Raw genomic sequence first — 17775 nt, forward strand, 5'->3', positions numbered from 1 at the left:
CGGATCTTGACGTTGTAGTCAACCACCCGCTTAACCGTCACAAGTATTTTCATGGTTGCTCCTTACGCCTTTTCGAACCGGGGAATGTCGATGTAGCCATCCGCCAGCAGGAAAGGCTTGATGCCCTGTCGCGCCACGGCGGCGAAAGTCTCATGGGTCAGGAAAACGAAGCCGCCCGACTGCTCCATCAGGTCCTGCATCTTTTGATACATCGTGTTGCGTTTGGCCTGGTCCGGCTCGGCCATTGCTTGCAGATAGAGGTTTTCGAAGTCCGGACTGTCAAACTGCGACCAGTTGAGCTGGCCGATCTGCGAGGGACGGAACCAGGCGAGGTTTTCCGCCGGATCGACGCCACCTGCGAAATTCATCAGCACCATCTCAAGTGCGTTGCTGCCGTCCGGTGCCTTGTCGCCCAGCGTCCAGAAAACGGCGTCGTCGACGGCATTGATCTCCACATTCACCCCGATGACGCTGAGCAGTGCCTGCACGATCTGGCAGGTCAAGAGGCTCGTCTTGTCATTCAGCGCCGAAAGCGTGATGCTGAGATCGGAAACCCCAGCCTCCTCCAGAAGCGCCTGCGCCTTTTCCATATCCGGTGCGTAAAGGATCGCTTCGCGATGGCCGATCATGCCGGGCGGGACGACGCCGGTCGCCGGTTGGGCCAGATCGGAATAGGATCCGGCCATGATCTGGCTGACGTCGATTGCATGCTGGATCGCGCGGCGCACCCGCTCGTCGGCGAATTTCGGGTTTGTGAGGTTGAGGCTCAGCCAGATCAGCCGGCTGCCATTCATTTCGATGAGGTCGCTTCCTTCCGGCAACCTGTCGCGATACGTCGCCAGTGTATTGAGGCTGACCTTGGTATAGGAGACCGCCTTCGCCTCGTAGGCGAGCGCCGCTGCCTCGTCGTCGAGCACGATTTCGAACTTCACCGCCGGGAATGCCGGCTGAGCGCCCTTCCAGGCCGGGTTGCGCGTGAGCAGCAGCGACTGCTTCGGCACCCATGCTTCGATCCGGTACGGCCCGGCCGTTGCCGGCGGTTCCGTTGTGAACTTGCCGCCAACCTTCTCGACGGCCTTCCGGCTGACGATATGACCCATGTAATAGGGCAGCGTCGTCACCCAGAACGGGACGGACGGTGTCTTCAGCCGGATGATCCCCGTGCGCTCGCCCGTCACCTCGACCGTCTCCATCGTGTCGAAGGCATAGGCCCAGGGGGAATTGTTGGCGGGCGTCGCAACACGTTCGAAGGAATACTTCACGTCCTCGGCGGTCACCGGCCCGAAACCGTCAGTCCACTCCAGCCAGTCGTGCAGCTCGAACTCGATTTCCGTCGGCGACTTCTGCACAAGGCTTTTGGCGGCATAGGCCTGCCAGCCGGGCGTCGCACGCACGTCGTTGAGGCGATTGAGCGAAGGGTAGATGCACCGGCCGATCTCCTCCTCCAGCGACCCGTTTTGGAAAGCGGGGTCGAGGATCTGGATATCAGTGCCGCCGCGCACGACAAGCGTGTCGCCATCGATGGCATAGGAAAGGCGTGGTCTGAGCATCAGCGCCCCTGCGGCGGCGGCCGATACTGTCAGGAATTGTCGTCTGTTCATGGACATCTGAATTCTCCCTCCTCAGATGGTGGTTCGATAGGGTCAGGCGATGGCGAGTGCTGGTTCGCCCACGGCCTGCCCTATCGGAAAATGACAGCGCACCCGCTGGCCGTTCGCTCCGGCGGTCTCCCGCGGAGCCTCGCTTCGGCATAGGCTCTGGGCAAAACGGCACCGCTCGTGGAATTCACAGCCGGATGGACGGGCGAAGATGCTCGGCACTTCGCCGATCACAGGCGGCTCGTTTCGCCGATGCCTCGGATCCGGCACCGGTTCGCTGTCGAGCAGCGCCTTTGTGTAGGGGTGCTGGGGATTGCGGAAGATTTCCGCCGTTGGCCCGCTTTCGACGACACGCCCGAGATACATGATGACAAGCTCGTCGGAGATGTGCCGCGCCACGGCTAGATTGTGGGTGATGATCAGGAAGGCGGTGTCGTGTTTCTCGCGGATGTCCAGGAAGAGGTTCATCACTCCGCCCTGCACGGAAACGTCGAGACCGGCCGTCGGTTCGTCCGCAACGATCAGGCGCGGGACGACGGAGAGAGCCCGTGCAACCGCAGCGCGACGCGCCTGGCCGCCGGAAAGGGCATGGGGAAAGCGGGAAAGCAGAGAGGATGGCAATCCGGCAAGCTGCGCCAGGGAGGCAATGGCCTCGGACGTCGTTGCGCCCTCGCCGGAAATTCGACGGGGTTCGGCAATGATGTCGCCGATGCGTTGCCGCGGATTGAAGGAGGAGGCCGGGTCCTGAAAGAGCAGCGCGCTCTTGTCGCGGATCGGTCTGAAGCTTGCCTTCGAGAAGTCCTGAAGGGGGGCGCCGTCGAAACGGATTTCGCCTGTCGTCGGCGGCGTCAGACCGACAAGCGCCATGCCGAGCGTGGTCTTGCCCGAACCGCTTTCACCCACGACACAGACGATCTTGCCGGGCCGGAGCGACAGAGAAACATCCATGACAATGTCGAGTTTGCGCCCGGCGAAGAAGATGCCACCGCCCGTACCGACGGCGATGCCGAGGCCGCGCGCCTCGAGAATGGGTGTCTGTTTCGTCATGCCGTTTTCCTCTCGTCTGCGTGACGGCGCAGGGCCTCGTGGTCGATGACCGGCATGCGGTTCACGCCGGGCGCGATCAGCGCCGGCTCGCACGCAAAGAGTGCCTTGGTGTAGGGGTGCGTCGGGTTCGCAAAAATGGCCTCGACCGGGCCTTGCTCGACCACGCGGCCGGCATACATGACGACCACGCGATCGCAGATTTCGGCGATGACGCCGAGATGGTGGGAAATCATCAGGACCGCGACACCCGCCTCGGCGCGCAGCTCCCGGATCAGGTGGAGGATCTGCGCCTCCATGGTGACGTCGAGGGCGGTCGTCGGTTCGTCGGCGATCAAAAGCGATGGCCGCATCATCAGCGCTGCGGCGATGGCAACACGCTGGAGCATGCCGCCGGAGAGTTCGAACGGGTAGTTCGACAACCGCCCGGCAGCGTTCGAAAGCCCGACCTGCCTGAAGACGGCGACGATCCGCTGCCGCTTCTCCTCCTTGGACAAACTCGTCCCGCGCCACAGGAGGTCCGTGAGCTGATCGCCCAACCGGTGCAGCGGGCTGAAGGTTGTCATCGGGTTCTGGAAGACCATGGCGGCCCCCGGTCCGCGAACGGACCGGAACGCCGGCCCGTCAGCGCCGAGCAGATTCTTGCCGGCGAGCGAGAGGGCCCTGCCGCTGACGGTGGCCGATGAGGGCAGCAGGCCGAGAATGGCATGGGCAAGTGTCGACTTGCCCGAGCCGCTCTCGCCGATGATGCCGACGATCTCGCCCGGCTGGATGGTGAGATTGACATTCGAGACCGCGGGCCTTCCGCCATAGGAGATCGACAGTTCGTCGATCTCAAGCACCGGGCGCGTCTGTTGTTGCTCGGTGCTCATGCCGATTTCTCCGTTGCGAGCTTGGGATCGAGCGCATCGCGTAGCGCCTCGCCGAAGAAGGTGAAGCCGATCGTTGCAAGCACGATGGGTATGCTGCCGACGAGGACCGGCACCGGTGTGTTGCGGATCACCGAGAAGCCATCGGACAGGATGTTGCCCCAGCTCGGTACTTGCGGCTTGACGCCGAGGCCGAGGAACGACAGCCCGGCCTCGAGCGTGATCACCGTGGAGAGGTCGAGGCAGGCAAGAATGAGCAGTGGTCCGACGACGTTGGGCAGGAGATGGACGAAAAGGATGCGCAGGCTGGAGGCGTTCATCACCTGCTCTGCCCGGATGAAATCCCGTGCCTTGAGGCTGAGCGTCTGCGCGCGCACAAGCCGTGCATAGGACGGGACGGAATAGGCGACGATGACCAGGATCACCGTGGAGACGCCGGGTCCGAGCAGCACGACGATTGCCAGGCCGAACATGATCATCGGCAACGAGCTAAGGCTGTCGAAGACGAGGACCAGCAGGCCATCCAGCCAGCGCGGGCCGTATCCGGCAATCAAGCCGAGTGGAATGGCGGCGGCAAGAGCGGCAGTGAGCGAAACCAGCGCGACCGTCATTGCCGTGCGCGTGCCGAGAATGACGCGGGTGAAGAGATCGCGGCCCAGCTGGTCGGTGCCCAGCCAATGGGCAGCCGACGGGCCGGCGAGACGCTCGGTCACGCTGATTGCGGTCGGCGAATAGGGGGCGATCCAGGGCGCCAGCGCCGCGACGAGCACGATCAGGGTGACAAGCACCACGCCGATGGCGCCCAGTGGCGTGGAATGGATCTGGCGCAGCGTGCGTGCGATCCGCAACGATCGTCTCTGGTTGAAGCCGCTGGCGACATGCATGTTGGAGACTGCCTCGCTCATTGAAGGGCCCTCTTCACGCGCGGATCCAGCAGAGCCGCGAGGATATCGGCGCAGATCATGCAGGCGATATAGAGGGCGGCGGTCACCATGACGGTGCCCATGACCACAGGGAAATTTCGGGTGATGACGGCGTCATAGGTCATCTTGCCGAGACCCGGTCGCGAAAAGACGATCTCCGCGAAGACCGAGCCAGTCAGAAGGCCGCCAAAGCCGATGGCGATGACCGAGAGGACGGACAGCATGGACTGGCGAAGCGCGTAGCGCAGGACCACCCGGCGCTGCCCCACGCCGAAGGATTGCAGCGTGCGCACATAGGGCTCGTTCATCGCCTCGATCATCGCGGCGCGCACAATGCGCGAGACGTAGCCGACCCAGCCGAGGCCGATCGCGAAGGACGGCAAGATCAGGGCCTTGAGATAGCCGAGCGGATCGGACATCTCGCCGGCGCCAATTGCCGGCAGCCAGTTCAGCGTCACGGCGAAGAGCAGCAGCGTATAAAGCGAGACGACGAAGGACGGCACGGCGACGAAGCCGATGGAGAGCAGGCCGATCAGCCAGTCCGGCCAGCGTCCGCGATAGAGCACCGCAAGACAGCCGAGGGCAACGCCGAGCGCGACGGCCCAGGCAAAGCTTGCAAGCGCGAGCGTGATCGTGTGCGGCATCACCTCGGCGATCATCGTCAGCACCGGTCGCCGGCTCCACACGTCCTCGCCGAGATCGCCGACGGAGAGCCTGCCGATAAACAGGCCAAGCTGTTCATAGAACGGACGGTCGAGGCCCATCATCTCGTGGAAGGCAAGGCGCATTTCCGGCGTCGAGCGAGCGCCCAGTGCCACGACCGCCGGATCGCCCGGGATCATGTGCATCAGGCTGAAGAGCATGAGCGCGACAACGAAGAGGATGGCGATGCCAAGCCCTACCCGCCGCAGAATGAAGAATGTCATGGTTCCCCCCTTTGTTTTGGTTGACCGGAGCTAGAGGTGGTCCCGGTCGATATCTCGTTCGCCCGCGCGTTCGAAGACGACCTCTCCCCGCTCCAGCGCCAGAAGGTGCCAATGCAGGCGAAACTGGGTTGCGGTCGACGTCAACGTGACTTTCGATCGGGTCTCGACGTCAGCGTCGCCGCTGGCGAAAGCCATCTGCCAGCCCGTCTCCAACGCGGCCGAAAGCGGGTCGCTGTCGGTCAGCTCCATGCGGTCGATCACACTGGCGGCGGTCACGATCGATCGGTCCGGTAGCCTGTACCTGCCAAAATCGCTTGTGAGCACGATCGCCTCGCGACCGGGGCCGACGTCACGATGGATTTCGCGGCGATGTTGCATCGGCGCGATCTCAATGACCTCAAGCGGCGGTGCGATCTCGACCGGGGCGAAGGTCGGCGTCGCCTCTCCCGCCATCGACTTCCGTACGGGAATGGAGAGCTTGGCTGCACCCGTTGCCAGCGAGATCGTTGGCCGCTCCGGTGACGGCCATAGGATCGGCCAGAGTTGTGTCGTCAACACCAGCCGGAGACGGTGACCGGCTGGGAAACGGCGGCCGATATGGCCAAGAGTGATGCGGGCGGTGAACATCTCGCCCGGCTGCAGAGCTTGCGGTTTCTCGTGACTGTTGCGGTGGGTGAGATTGAGGCAACCCCACGTGACCAGTGTCGAAGTACCGTCAGGCGCGACATCGCAGATCTTCGCGACGAGCTGGGCATTGGCGACATCGCAGGTGCCGCGGATCTCGAGTTCCGGCGCTCCGAGCATATCGAAGCCGGCAGCGAGCGGACAGGTGTCGAAGGCCAGGCCCAGACCATCTTCCCGCCGCTGATCGAGCGCCATGTCGGGTGCATCGCCGCCGTAGCCGCCAAAGCGGCCGAAATCCTGCATCGTCACGGTGGGTGTCGAGAGGACAAGCGCCTCGCCGGGAACGGGCTCGTCGGCCAGCCCCACTGCGTTCAGATGCAAGGTGCGGGTCTCAACGTTCGGCGACGGCCAGGCTTCTTCGCCGACCCAGCGACCGGGGTGATCAGCGTAGAAAGGCGCCGGTTGGTGCGGCTCGATGATCCAGGCCGTATAGGCCGGCTCCTCCATGATGCCGGTTTCGATGCCGCAGAGCCATTGCCGCCACCAGCGGATGGCCTCCTGCATGTAACCGATCGCCGGTCCCGGCTCGCCGAGAAAGGGGTAGGCATGCGACCACGGGCCGACGAGCCCCTTGCGTGGCCCCGGCAGGTTTTCCAGAAGCCGCGGCACTGCGTTGAAGTAGGTGTCGTCCCATCCGCTGATGGCGTAGACCGGGATGTCCACCTTGGAGAAATCTTCGCAGATCGAGCCGCGCTGCCAGTAGGCATCGCGCCGCTGGTGTTCCAGCCAAATGTCGGACCAGCAGCTGGAAGCCTCCAGCCGCTCCATCCACATTTCGCGCCAGCGCTCGCCGACCATCTGCGGATCCGGCGGCAGGGCGCCAAGTCCGAGGATGAAGGACGACCACATGGCATCCTCGGTGAGAAGACAGCCGCCGTTGTAGTGTACATCGTCGGCATAACGGTCATCGGAGCAGCAGAGTGCGATCACCGCCTTCAGTGCCGGTGGCCGACGGGCTGCAACCTGCAAGGCGTTGAAACCGCCCCAGGAAATGCCGGTCATGCCGACCGCGCCGGTGGACCAGGGCTGAGTGGCGAGCCACGCGATGACGTCCTCGGCATCGTCGAATTCCTGCTCGGTATATTCGTCGGTCAGAATGCCTTCACTGTCGCCAGAACCGCGAATGTCGACCCGGCAACAGGCAAAGCCGTGGCCGGCGACATAGGGGTGCATCTTGACGTCGCGGAACACCGTGCCATCGCGACGGCGATAGGGAATGAGTTCGAGGATCGCCGGCACCGGCGACACCTCGGCATCTTCAGGTAACCAGATCGTCGCCGCCAGGCGGCAACCGTCACGCATCGAGATGAAAACGGGATCAAGACAGCGCACGGCGCGTGGAAAGGAGGTGACAACGGACATCACGGCTTCTCGTTCTTCTCGGGGGACTGGTTGTCGGCGGCAGGCAGCCATTGGTAGACCTCGGGCGAGGTCTGTGGGTAGGTGAGGAAATCCTTGCGCCGCTTCACGCCGGCCCGCCGCAGGCGGCGCCAAAGAGCAAACAAGGCGAAGGCGATGGAGAGCGCGCCGGCGTACCAGAAGAAGGCGTTCGCTCCGTAGTGCTCGATCCCGGTCGCGCCGATCATCGGACCGAGCGTGCCGCCGAAAGCCCAAATCAAAAGCAGATTCGACGAGAGTGGGACGAAATCGGCAGGCTCGGCGCGATCGTTGGCGTGCGCGACGCCTAGCGGATAGAAAATCTCGGAAATGCCGCCGAAGACTGAAAACAGGATCAGTAGCATCCAGAAGGGTGTTGCAACGCTGATTGTGAAGAACAACCCACACACGACGACGAGAACGACGGCGAGCGTCAGCATCATGTTGGTGCGGTCGAGTTTGTCGGACAGCGCGCCGAGCGGGAATTGCAGGAAGAGAGCGCCGAGCACGACCGCCGACATCAGGAGAGCGATGCGGTCCTGGGTGAAGCCGAGATCGAGCACGTAGAGCGAGCCGATATTGGCGAAGGTCGAGGATACGAGCCCTGTTAGAAGGCAGGCGAAGGCCCCGAGCGGAGAGGTGCGGAACGCCCGCAGGATGTGAATGCCGACTGGCGCGTGCAATTGCGGTTCACCCACCCAGATGGCGGTGACCGGCACCAGCGCCAGCACGTAAAAGGCGGCGGAAAACATCAGCATGTCGTTGCCACCGGGATCGATATCCCGCGCAAGCAGTTGCCCGAGCCCGTAGAAGAGACCGATGACCAGCACATAGAGTGTCAGCGCCCGCCCGCGCCCGCTGTTCGGCACCATGGCGTTCAGCCAGCTTTCGATGATGACTGTCTGGCCGGCGTTGACGAAGCCCATCACCGCCATCACCGCCATGAGCGCGGCGATGCCGGGATTGAACGCTATGGAAAGAAGAAGGACCGCCGCCAGCGCCGAAAAGGCCGCATAGGCGCGCACTTCACCGACTGAGCGAATGAGGCGTGTGGAGCCAACGCAGCCGACGAGAAACCCGGCGCTTTCGGCCATGACGGCAAGGCCGACGATGCTGGCGCCGTCGCCGGCCGAAACCAGCCGCAACGGCAACAGGGTATGAAACAGGCCCGACCCGGCCGCATGGAGCGCACCGCCGGCAAGCGGTGACGCGATCGACCAAACAGGCAAGCTTTGCACCTGACTCATGACACGGCTCCTTCCCTGCGGGAGCCGGCAAGCCTCCAACAGCGACCACTAAAGGCAAATTACGAATGTGCAGGCCTGCAGCCACAGGTGGAATTCACCTTGGCGTGCCAGGACCCTTTTTCGTCCGGCGCATCGTGGCCCGGACAGTGTTTTGTCGTGCATCAAATTACGCACAAACTGAAAATTGGCGCAAGAGAAATTATACGATCTTATAATTAATGCTGGAAGTAATTGATAACATGTAATTTATGGCATTTCATTCGATGTTCGAGCAACCAATCCAGCAATGCGCCTACACCTATGATCACCCATGAGACGGCACATCGATCTGTCGCACAAGCTGCTGTTTTTACGTCGTTTAACGTTGAGAATGGGAGCTTGCTCCAGGTCTGTGTTGGAGGGAGTCGCTCCAATCCAAAGGGGATCATGACGAAACGAAATGACCTCAAAACAATTTGCCATGCCGCAAATTATACGTTTGTATAGCAATGATCTTGCATGGTGAAGGCGCCGGGCTATGCTGGCCTTTCGGAACCGCAGCGGCCAGCGCTGTCCAAAGAACAATTCTATCCATGGTAGTGATGATGCCCAGAGACCCCCGCTTCAATATTCTCTTCGAACCCGTCAAGATCGGCCCGGTCACGGCGCGCAACCGCTTCTATCAGGTGCCGCACTGTTCCGGCATGGGCTACCGCTATCCGAATGCCGAGGCCCATCTGCGTGGCATGAAGGCCGAGGGCGGCTGGGCAGTCGTCTCCACCCAGGAGGCGGAAATCCACCCGACCTCGGATCTGACGCCGGCAAATGAGGCGCGCCTTTGGGACGAAGGTGACCTGCCGGCCCTTTCCGCCGTCACCGCGCGCATCCATGACCATGGCAGCCTCGCGGCCATCCAGCTGGTTCACAACGGCCTGCATGTCGCCAATCGGTTTAGCCGGATGATCCCGCTTGCCCCGTCCCATGCCGTCAGCGACAGCCTCGACCCTGTTCAGGCGCGCGCCATGGACAAGGCCGACATCGCCGATATGCGCCGCTGGTACCGCAATGCGGCATTGCGTGCCAGGAAAGCCGGATTCGATATCGTCTATCTCTATGCTGGCCATGACATGAGCGTGCTTCAACACTTCCTGTCCCGCCGCCACAACGACCGCAGCGACGAGTATGGCGGCTCCTTCGAAAACCGGTTGCGGCTGTTTCGCGAAATCATGGAGGATACACGGGAGGCGATCGGAGACACCTGTGCGCTCGCCGTGCGCCTGGCCGTCGACGAACTGATGGGACCCGCCGGGATTACCAGCGAGGGGGAAGGCAAGGACATCATCGCGGCGCTCGCCGAGCTTCCGGACCTCTGGGACGTCAACCTCTCCGATTGGTCGAACGACAGCCAGACCGCTCGCTTCTCCGAGGAAGGCTACCAGGAGCCCTACATCCGCTTCGTCAAATCCGTCACGACCAAGCCCGTGGTCGGCGTCGGGCGCTATACCTCGCCGGACAGCATGGTACGGGTAGTTCGCCAGGGTGTCCTCGACTTCATCGGTGCGGCACGCCCGTCGATCGCCGATCCCTATCTGCCGAAGAAGATCGAGGAAGGCCGCATCGACGACATCCGCGAATGCATCGGTTGCAACATCTGCGCTTCCGGCGACAATACCAATGTGCCCATGCGCTGTACGCAGAACCCGACGATCGGGGAGGAATGGCGCAAGGGCTGGCACCCAGAGATCATCGCATCAATGCCCGCACCCGAACCCGCGCTGATCATCGGCGGAGGACCCGCAGGCCTGGAGGCGGCACGCGCGCTTTCGCAGCGTGGGGTCGATGTCGTGCTCGCGGAAGGAAGCGGGGAATGGGGCGGACGGGTGGCGCGTGAATGCCGGTTGCCGGGACTTGCCACCTGGGGCCGGGTGCGCGATTGGCGCATCGGTCAGTTGAGCACCAAGGTCAATGCCGAGCTCTATCTTCATAGTCCGCTCAGCGCCGAGGATGTGCTGCAATATGGCATTCCTCATGTCGCGATTGCCACCGGCGCAAGCTGGCGATGCGATGGTGTCGGTCGCACCCACCGGCGGCCGCTCGAATTTCTTGCAGAGGGCGCGCTGGTTTCGCCTGATGCCCTCCTTGCCGAAGGCGCCCAGGCGGTTTCTGAGCGTGGCCCCGTCGTGGTCTTCGACGACGACAGCTTCTACATGGGCAGCGTGCTTGCAGAACTGCTGGCCAAGGCAGGCCGGCCGGTGACCTTTGTCACGCCCGAACCACAGGTTTCGCCCTGGAGCAAGAATACCTTGGAACAGGGACGCGTGCAGAAGCGTCTCATAGATCTTGGCGTCGAGATCATCCCCGCCATGAGCCTTGCCGGCCGAACCAAGGATCGACTCGACCTCGCCTGCGTCTACAGCGGTAAGATCCGGTCGATCGACTGCGGCACACTCGTCCCGGTCACGGCGCGATTGCCTGACGAAACCCTCTGGCGAGACTTGAAAGCCCGGGAAGCGGATTGGGCCGATGCCGGCATCAAGACGGTTGTCCGGCTCGGCGACTGCCTGGCCCCCGGCCTGATCGCTGCCGCCGTCTACTCGGGTCACCAGTATGCCCGCACCTATCAGCAACAAGTCGATAGCGATCGCGTCCCCTTCCTTCGGGAGGACATCGCAACGCTCCAAGACCTCCCATCTTCATGAGGTAGCCTTTAGTCAGTGAGGGGGGAGCGGCCTATTGGCATGGTCGCCACGGGTGCTATTCTGATCACCAGTTGCGGCCAGACGCTTCGGTTATGCGTAAGCACCTCGGCGTAAGCCTTCGACCCAGTTGCGGCAGAGCTGCATGCCTTCCTCAGGCTTGAAGGAGGCCGGGTTGAGGCACCAGGCGAGCCAGAGGCCATCGAGGAGTGCTGTAAAGGCGATGGCGCTCAGGCGAATGTCGGCGATCCCGAACCCCTCGTCGGCGGCGAGATCGCCGAGCAACCCTTCGATGGCACCGACATAGTTGGAATACTCGCCCTGCTGCGAGGCACTCATGCGCGGGGAATGGAGAACGAGTCCCCAGAACACCACCCAGACACCGAGCACGCCGCGATCGAACAGCATGGGAGAGAAGGACACGTTGATGAAGGCGTCCAGGCGCTTTTGCGGCGTTGGTTCGGCATCTGCGACGGCTTTCAGCAGCGATTGCAGCAGCCCTTCGGACATGATGTCGAAAGCATAGGCGACGAGTTCGTTGATCTCGCCGAAATGGTGTGTGATCAAGCCCTGCGTCACACCCGCTTCCGCCGCGATTTGCCGGACGGAAACGCCGGCATTGCCATGTTTGACGATGCAGCGAAGCGCCGCTTCGCCAAGCTGCCGACGTCGGTCCTCGGGCGTTTCCCGGTGAAAACGCGCCCTGCCCTTTGCTACGACTTTTCTTGCCAATGCGCCCCTGCCTCTTGTCTGCCGAGCTGTGCGTGATGCCCCGCCCTTTACCGGAGGGGATCTCAATCAGCCGGACAACCACTGTGTATCATCGACGAAAATATGCAATATCATATTGCGATAAAACGATAATTATACTTGTTATACGATCTTATAATTTCACTTGCGAAGTGACGTGCTCAGTGCCTATCCTGTCGCCAATGACCTGCCAATACATGGCGGGCGGGGAACGAGGACTGGAAGCATGACGCGAGATGCTCGCTACGATGTGCTGTTCGAACCTGTGCGGATCGGCCCGGTCACGGCGCCAAACCGATTCTACCAGGTGCCGCATGCCAGCGGCATGACCAATGCCCTACCACGGGTGCGCGCCGCATTCCGTGAGACGAAGGCCGAGGGCGGGTGGGGCGTGATCTGTACGGGCGCCTGTTCCATCGACCCGAGTTCGGACGATACACCGCTGCCTTTCGCCACGCTCTGGGACCGTAACGACATTCGCGCACACGCCTTGATGACGGAGGCAGTCCATCGCCACGGCTCGCTTGCGGGCGTGGAGCTTTGGCACGGCGGCGCGGCGGTGATGAACCGGGCGAGCCGCCTGCCGCCACTGTCGCCCTCGGGTATCCCCTGGATGGCGACGCATGTCGGCTTCATGGGCAATCTGCGCCCGCGCGTCATGGACAAAACGGATATCCGCGACGTTCTGCGATGGCAGGCGGAAGGCGCTCGCAAGGCGCGCAGCGCCGGCTTCGACATCGTCTATGTCTATGCCGGCATGGGCTATCTCGGTTACGAGTTTCTGCTGCCCGATTACAATCATCGTTGCGACGAGTATGGCGGACCGATTGAAAACCGCATCCGCTTCGTGCGCGAACTGCTTGAGGTGACACGGGAGGCGGTCGGCACCGATTGCGGTGTGGCGCTGCGAGTCAGCTTGGAGGAATTGCGCGGCCGGCCGGGCACGCATCAGGAATCCGAGGCACATGAATTGATCTCGCTCCTCTCCGACCATGCCGATCTCTTCGATGTGAAGATGGATTCAAGCCCGACAGACTGTTCCGCCTCGCGTTTCACCGGCGAAGGCAGCCATGAGCCGGTAATCGATTTCGTGAAGCGGATGACGGACAAGCCTGTCGTCGGCGTCGGCCGTTTCACGTCACCGGACACGATGGTCTCCCAGGTTCGTCGGGGCGTTCTCGACCTGATCGGCGGCGCCCGTCCCTCGATCGCCGATCCGTTCCTGCCGAACAAGATCAGGGAGGGGCGCATCGAGGAGATCCGCGAGTGTATCGGCTGCAACATCTGCATTTCGAGCTGGCATGACGGCGTCCCCGTTCGCTGCACGCAGAACCCGACCGCAGGCGAGGAATGGCGTCGCGGATGGCATCCGGAGCGGATTGCACCTGCCCGCAAGCGCGAGAAAGTCCTGATCGTTGGCGGAGGTCCCTCCGGTCTCGAATGCGCGCTCACCGCTGCGCGCCAGGGCCATGAGGTAACGCTTGCCGATGCCGGGGCGAACTGGGGTGGGCGACTGAGCTTTGAAAAGACGCTACCAGGGCTTGCGGCCTGGAACCGGGTCGTGGACTACCGCCTTGGCCGTCTCGCCGATCTTCCAAATGTGTCCATGTATCTGGAAAGCCCGCTTGGCGTCGACGATATCCTCGAGCTTGCCCCAGATCACCTCATTCTCGCAACGGGCGCCGCGTGGACCCGCATGCTCTATTCGACACTGGAAATCCCGGTCGGCCCATTGGAGCATCCTGCTGTCTATACACCCGATGACATCGCTGCGGGACGCTTGCCGGCAGGACCGGTGCTCGTCTTCGATTTCGACAACTATTATTACGGCGGCGTCCTGGCGGAGTATCTGGCCGCCAAGGGCCTTGAGGTTTCCTATGTGACCCCCGCCGGCCAAGCATCAGCCTGGACGATCATGACGAACGAGCTGCCGCTGGTGCACCGCGCCCTGCTGCGGCGCCGGATCCCCGTTACAACCCTGCAGACGGTCACCGGTTTCGTCGGCGAAATGGCCACGCTTGCCCATGTGTTCACCGGCGAGGAAACGGCAATGCATTGCCGCTCGATCTTGATCGTGGGCCTGCGCCGGCCGCGCAGCACCCTCCGCGAGGCCCTGGATCTCCGACGGGCGGAGGTAGAGGCGGCCGGAATCGCCAGCGTCACGACAATTGGCGATGCTGTCGCACCCGGTGCGATCGCCCATGCGGTGCACAGCGGCCACAAGGCCGCCCGGGAGCTTGGTCAAAGGGACGGACACAGGCTGTATCTGCGCGACACGCCGATTACAGACTGTGAATCCGGCTTTGAACAGGCAGACGCGGCGGAATGACGACACGGTCACGACCGCCTTTCGGCGCGCGCTCGATCCGCGCCGAAAGGCATGGGCCGTGTTCACGACGCCGTTATGTCGCATCCAAACAGCGCCTCAGCAATTTCGTTGCGAATTCAATTTCATCCTCTGTCGATGCGGCGAAGCCGACCAGAAGGGCCTTCCGCGGCGATGTCCGGTTTGCGTAGTAGTAGGACAGTTGTTCGACGCCGAGATTGTGCTGGCGGCAACGGATCAGCACGGCATCCTCATCCACCGACTGATCCCTGAAATAACAGAGATTGTAGAAGCCCGATGCGAACTCGGGCGGCTCGAAGATGTCGGCAAAATCGGAGCGCAGAATTTGTAGAAGGAAGTTCTGGCGCTTGGCGTAGATCCGGCGCATCCGATGCAGGTGGCGAACATAATGGCCGTCCTCAATAAGGCGGCCGACGATCTGTTCGGTGAATTGCGGCAACGCCCTGTAGCGAACCTGGATCAGCCGGCGGCATTTTTCCGCAAGCGCCCTTGGCATGATCATGTAACCGACGCGGAGGGATTGCAGCAGCGTCATGCTGAAGGCACCGACATAAATGACCTGGCCCGCTTGATCGAGCGCTTTCAGCGGTGGGATCGGTCCACCCCGATAGCGAAATTCGCTACCCAGATCGTCCTCGACGATCAGCGTCTCGCGGTCGGCCGCCCAATGCAGCAGTTCCAGCTTTCGCTTCATCGGCATCGCGATCGTCATCGGCTGCTGCTTGGCAGCCGTGACGAAGGCGAGCTTGACCTCGCGGCTGGCAACCGTCTGCGGGTCCGGCCCCGACGCATCGACATGCATTGGCTCGATCTTGCAACCGGATGACTGGAAAATCGACCTGATTGCCGCCATCCCGGGTTCCTCGAAAGCAACGGTGTCGCCGGGGTCGAGCAGCAGCTCGGCCAAAAGCGTGACGGCATGATGCGCACCGAGCGTGGTCACCACTTCTTCCGGCTCGCATCGGATGCCGCGGCTGACGGCGATATGCCGGGCGATCTGCTCTTCGAGCAGGGATGGACGCAGGATCTCCCGATAATTGACGATCCGGAAATCGCCTTGCGCATAGACCTCTTTCGTCAACTGAGACCAGATTTGCACCGGAAATAGCCGGTGATCGGGGGTCGCCATGTGCAGGAGTTGCGACCCGTCATTGAGGGTCAGGGACGTGCGCCATTTCAGTGCCTGCCCACGCTTCGACAGCAGGTTTTCGAACCGGTCCGGCGTTGCGACGTCGCCTTCTGAAGGTGTTTTCGGATTGCCCTGTTGGCGTCGAGGAACCGTCTCCACATAGGTGCCGCTGCCGCGCGCAGAATTGAGATAGCCTTCCGCGACAAGCTGGTCGAGTGCGGTCACCACCGTGAAGCGGGAAATGCCGAGACTTTCCGACAGGACGCGTGACGAAGGGATGCGCATCCCGCCGGGAAGCGCGCCCGACAGGATCATCTCCCGCAAGCCGTCGTAGAGCTGGAGGTACAGAGGTCGTGCGCTGTCGGCTTCGAGTATCAATCCGTCCAGGCTGGATCCGTCGATCGTGCGGGCGATGGCGCGCCTCCATGGGGTGTGTCCCAGCGATGACAAGTGGACTGGTCATTTTTGCCATTTCTGGACATGTATGCAGCATTCTTGGCGATTAATATCCGTCGGGTCAAGCAAAGGCGCCGCTGGGCGAACCGCGGGCCAGGCCAGTTCGGCCGTATCGGGGGACTATCGATGGATGAACTCAAATATCTTTCCGGCCTCGTTGCGAAGGGCCGGATGTCGCGCCGCGACTTTCTCGGGCGCAGCGCTGCGTTCGGGGTCGGCCTCGTTGCGGCGGGATCCTTGCTCTCGACAGCCGTCAGGGCCGAGGGGCCGGTGCGCGGCGGAATGATCAAGATCGGCATGCAGGGTGGCGCGTCGACCGACAGCCTCGATCCCGGGCTTGCCAACAATCAGGTCGCGGCGCTGATCAATCATCTGTGGGGCGAGACCCTCGTCTGGCTGGCGCCGGATGGTTCGTCAATCCCCGTTCTTGCCGAAGAATGGAGCGCCTCGTCCGACGCTAAAACCTGGACCTTCAAGATCCGCAAGGGCGTGCAGTTCCACGATGGCAAGACGCTGACGCCCGAAGACGTGGTCGCGACGATCGAGCGGCATTCGGACGAAAGCGCAAAGTCAGGGGCGCTCGGTATTCTCAAGGGGATCGAGACCGTCAAGGCGGACGGAGAGACCGTCGTCTTCACGCTGAAGGAAGCCAACGCCGACATGCCGTTTCTGATGATCGACTATCATCTGGTGATCCAGCCAAATGGCGGCAAGGACAATCCCGAGGCGGCGATTGGCACCGGCCCCTACAAGCTGGCCGACCGAGAGGCGGGCGTGCGCTACAATGCGACCCGCTTTGAAGGCTATTGGGCCAGCGAAACGGTCGGCTTCGCCGAGCAGGTCGAAGTTGTCGTCATCAACGACGCGACGGCGCGCATCGCCGCCCTGCAGAGCGGCCAGGTGCACATGATCAACCGGATCGAGCCGAAAACCGTCGCGCTGCTCAAGACCATGCCGCGGGTGACCATCCGCAACGTGTCCGGCCGCGGCTTTTATCCCTTCAACATGTTCTGTGACACCGCCCCCTTTAACAACAAGGACCTGCGCCTCGCGCTCAAATACGCGATGGATCGGGAGACGATGATTGCGCGCATCCTGCACGGCTATGGCTCGGTCGGCAATGATGCGCCGATCAACAAGGCCTATCCGCTTTACGAGGAAATCGAGCAGCGGACCTACGACCCCGACAAAGCCGCGTTCCATTTCAAGAAGTCCGGACACGGCAGCGGCATCGTGCTGCGCACGTCGGACGTGGCGTTTCCCGGCGCGGTTGATGCCGCGGTGCTGTACCAGGAAAGTGCACGCAAGGCCGGTATCGATATCGAGGTCAAACGCGAGCCGGGCGACGGCTACTGGTCGAACGTCTGGAATGTCCAGCCCTTCGCGACGTCTTACTGGGGTGGCCGACCGACGCAGGATCAGATGTACTCGACCGGCTACATCTCGTCAGCGGACTGGAACGACACTCGGTTCAAGAACGAGACCTTCGATAAGCTGGTCGTCGCCGCGCGCGCGGAACTGGATGAGGCAAAGCGGCGGGCGATGTATCGCGACATGTCGGAAATGATGCGCGACGAAGGCGGCCTGATCGCGCCGATGTTCAATGACTTCATCGACGGTGTTGGCGAGAGCATCCAGGGCTGGGTGGACAATCCCGCCGGCGAGCTCATGAACGGCGACGCGCCGTTGCGCTGCTGGCTCAGCGCCTGATCGAGCACCCGGATCAAACGCGCCGCCCTGATGGCGGCGC

The 17775-nt window shown here is 62.5% G+C and carries 12 protein-coding genes; 3 read left to right on the forward strand and 9 right to left on the reverse strand.

The features are described 5' to 3' along the window. Nucleotides 1-62 precede the first annotated feature (62 nt). Genes LPJGGPFB_RS32520 through LPJGGPFB_RS32550 form a run of 7 tightly spaced genes read right to left on the reverse strand, consistent with a single transcriptional unit; the run spans nt 63 to nt 8668 of the window. Complete coding sequence (locus LPJGGPFB_RS32520; RefSeq protein ID WP_173424045.1) at nt 63-1607, reverse strand: ABC transporter substrate-binding protein; 1545 nt, start codon at nt 1605-1607, stop codon at nt 63-65. 36 nt (nt 1608-1643) lie between these two features. Beyond that, entirely contained in the window at nt 1644-2645 is a 1002-nt protein-coding gene (locus LPJGGPFB_RS32525; protein ID WP_173424046.1) for an ABC transporter ATP-binding protein, read from the reverse strand. Further along, nucleotides 2642-3514, reverse strand: a complete 873-nt coding sequence (locus tag LPJGGPFB_RS32530; protein WP_173424047.1) for an ABC transporter ATP-binding protein — start codon at nt 3512-3514, stop codon at nt 2642-2644. The genes LPJGGPFB_RS32525 and LPJGGPFB_RS32530 overlap by 4 nt, the downstream gene beginning before the upstream one ends. Then, nucleotides 3511-4416 carry an ABC transporter permease gene (locus LPJGGPFB_RS32535; RefSeq protein ID WP_234903183.1) on the reverse strand — a complete coding sequence of 302 codons (906 nt, stop codon included), beginning with the start codon at nt 4414-4416 and terminating at the stop codon, nt 3511-3513. Before LPJGGPFB_RS32535 ends, LPJGGPFB_RS32530 begins: the two co-directional genes overlap by 4 nt. Continuing rightward, nucleotides 4413-5360, reverse strand: coding sequence for an ABC transporter permease (locus tag LPJGGPFB_RS32540; protein ID WP_173424048.1), 948 nt, complete (start codon nt 5358-5360; stop codon nt 4413-4415). Before LPJGGPFB_RS32540 ends, LPJGGPFB_RS32535 begins: the two co-directional genes overlap by 4 nt. A gap of 30 nt (nt 5361-5390) precedes the next feature. Continuing rightward, complete coding sequence (locus LPJGGPFB_RS32545; protein ID WP_173424049.1) at nt 5391-7406, reverse strand: CocE/NonD family hydrolase; 2016 nt, start codon at nt 7404-7406, stop codon at nt 5391-5393. Continuing rightward, nucleotides 7406-8668, reverse strand: a complete 1263-nt coding sequence (locus tag LPJGGPFB_RS32550) for an MFS transporter (RefSeq protein WP_173424050.1) — start codon at nt 8666-8668, stop codon at nt 7406-7408. Before LPJGGPFB_RS32550 ends, LPJGGPFB_RS32545 begins: the two co-directional genes overlap by 1 nt. 584 nt (nt 8669-9252) lie before the next feature. Here LPJGGPFB_RS32550 and LPJGGPFB_RS32555 point away from each other — a divergent pair. Continuing rightward, a complete protein-coding gene (locus LPJGGPFB_RS32555; protein WP_173424051.1) occupies nt 9253-11346 on the forward strand; it encodes an oxidoreductase in 2094 nt (697 codons plus the stop codon). A gap of 90 nt (nt 11347-11436) precedes the next feature. Here the strand turns inward: LPJGGPFB_RS32555 and LPJGGPFB_RS32560 are convergent, their stop codons facing one another. Further along, nucleotides 11437-12075 carry a TetR/AcrR family transcriptional regulator gene (locus tag LPJGGPFB_RS32560; RefSeq protein WP_173424052.1) on the reverse strand — a complete coding sequence of 213 codons (639 nt, stop codon included), beginning with the start codon at nt 12073-12075 and terminating at the stop codon, nt 11437-11439. Nucleotides 12076-12319: 244 nt separating this feature from the next. On the opposite strand from LPJGGPFB_RS32560, the gene LPJGGPFB_RS32565 reads away from it, so the two are divergent. Next, on the forward strand, nt 12320-14422 hold the full coding sequence (locus LPJGGPFB_RS32565; RefSeq protein ID WP_173424053.1) for an oxidoreductase: 2103 nt from the start codon (nt 12320-12322) through the stop codon (nt 14420-14422). A 73-nt stretch (nt 14423-14495) separates the two neighbouring features. Here the strand turns inward: LPJGGPFB_RS32565 and pdxR are convergent, their stop codons facing one another. Then, nucleotides 14496-16019, reverse strand: a complete 1524-nt coding sequence (gene pdxR / locus LPJGGPFB_RS32570; RefSeq protein ID WP_173424054.1) for a MocR-like pyridoxine biosynthesis transcription factor PdxR — start codon at nt 16017-16019, stop codon at nt 14496-14498. Nucleotides 16020-16151: 132 nt separating this feature from the next. Here pdxR and LPJGGPFB_RS32575 point away from each other — a divergent pair, with 132 nt between their 5' ends. After that, complete coding sequence (locus LPJGGPFB_RS32575) at nt 16152-17735, forward strand: ABC transporter substrate-binding protein (RefSeq protein WP_173424055.1); 1584 nt, start codon at nt 16152-16154, stop codon at nt 17733-17735. Nucleotides 17736-17775: the final 40 nt, after the last annotated feature.

It is taken from the genome of Ensifer adhaerens (assembly GCF_013283195.1).
Lineage (GTDB): Bacteria > Pseudomonadota > Alphaproteobacteria > Rhizobiales > Rhizobiaceae > Ensifer > Ensifer adhaerens_G.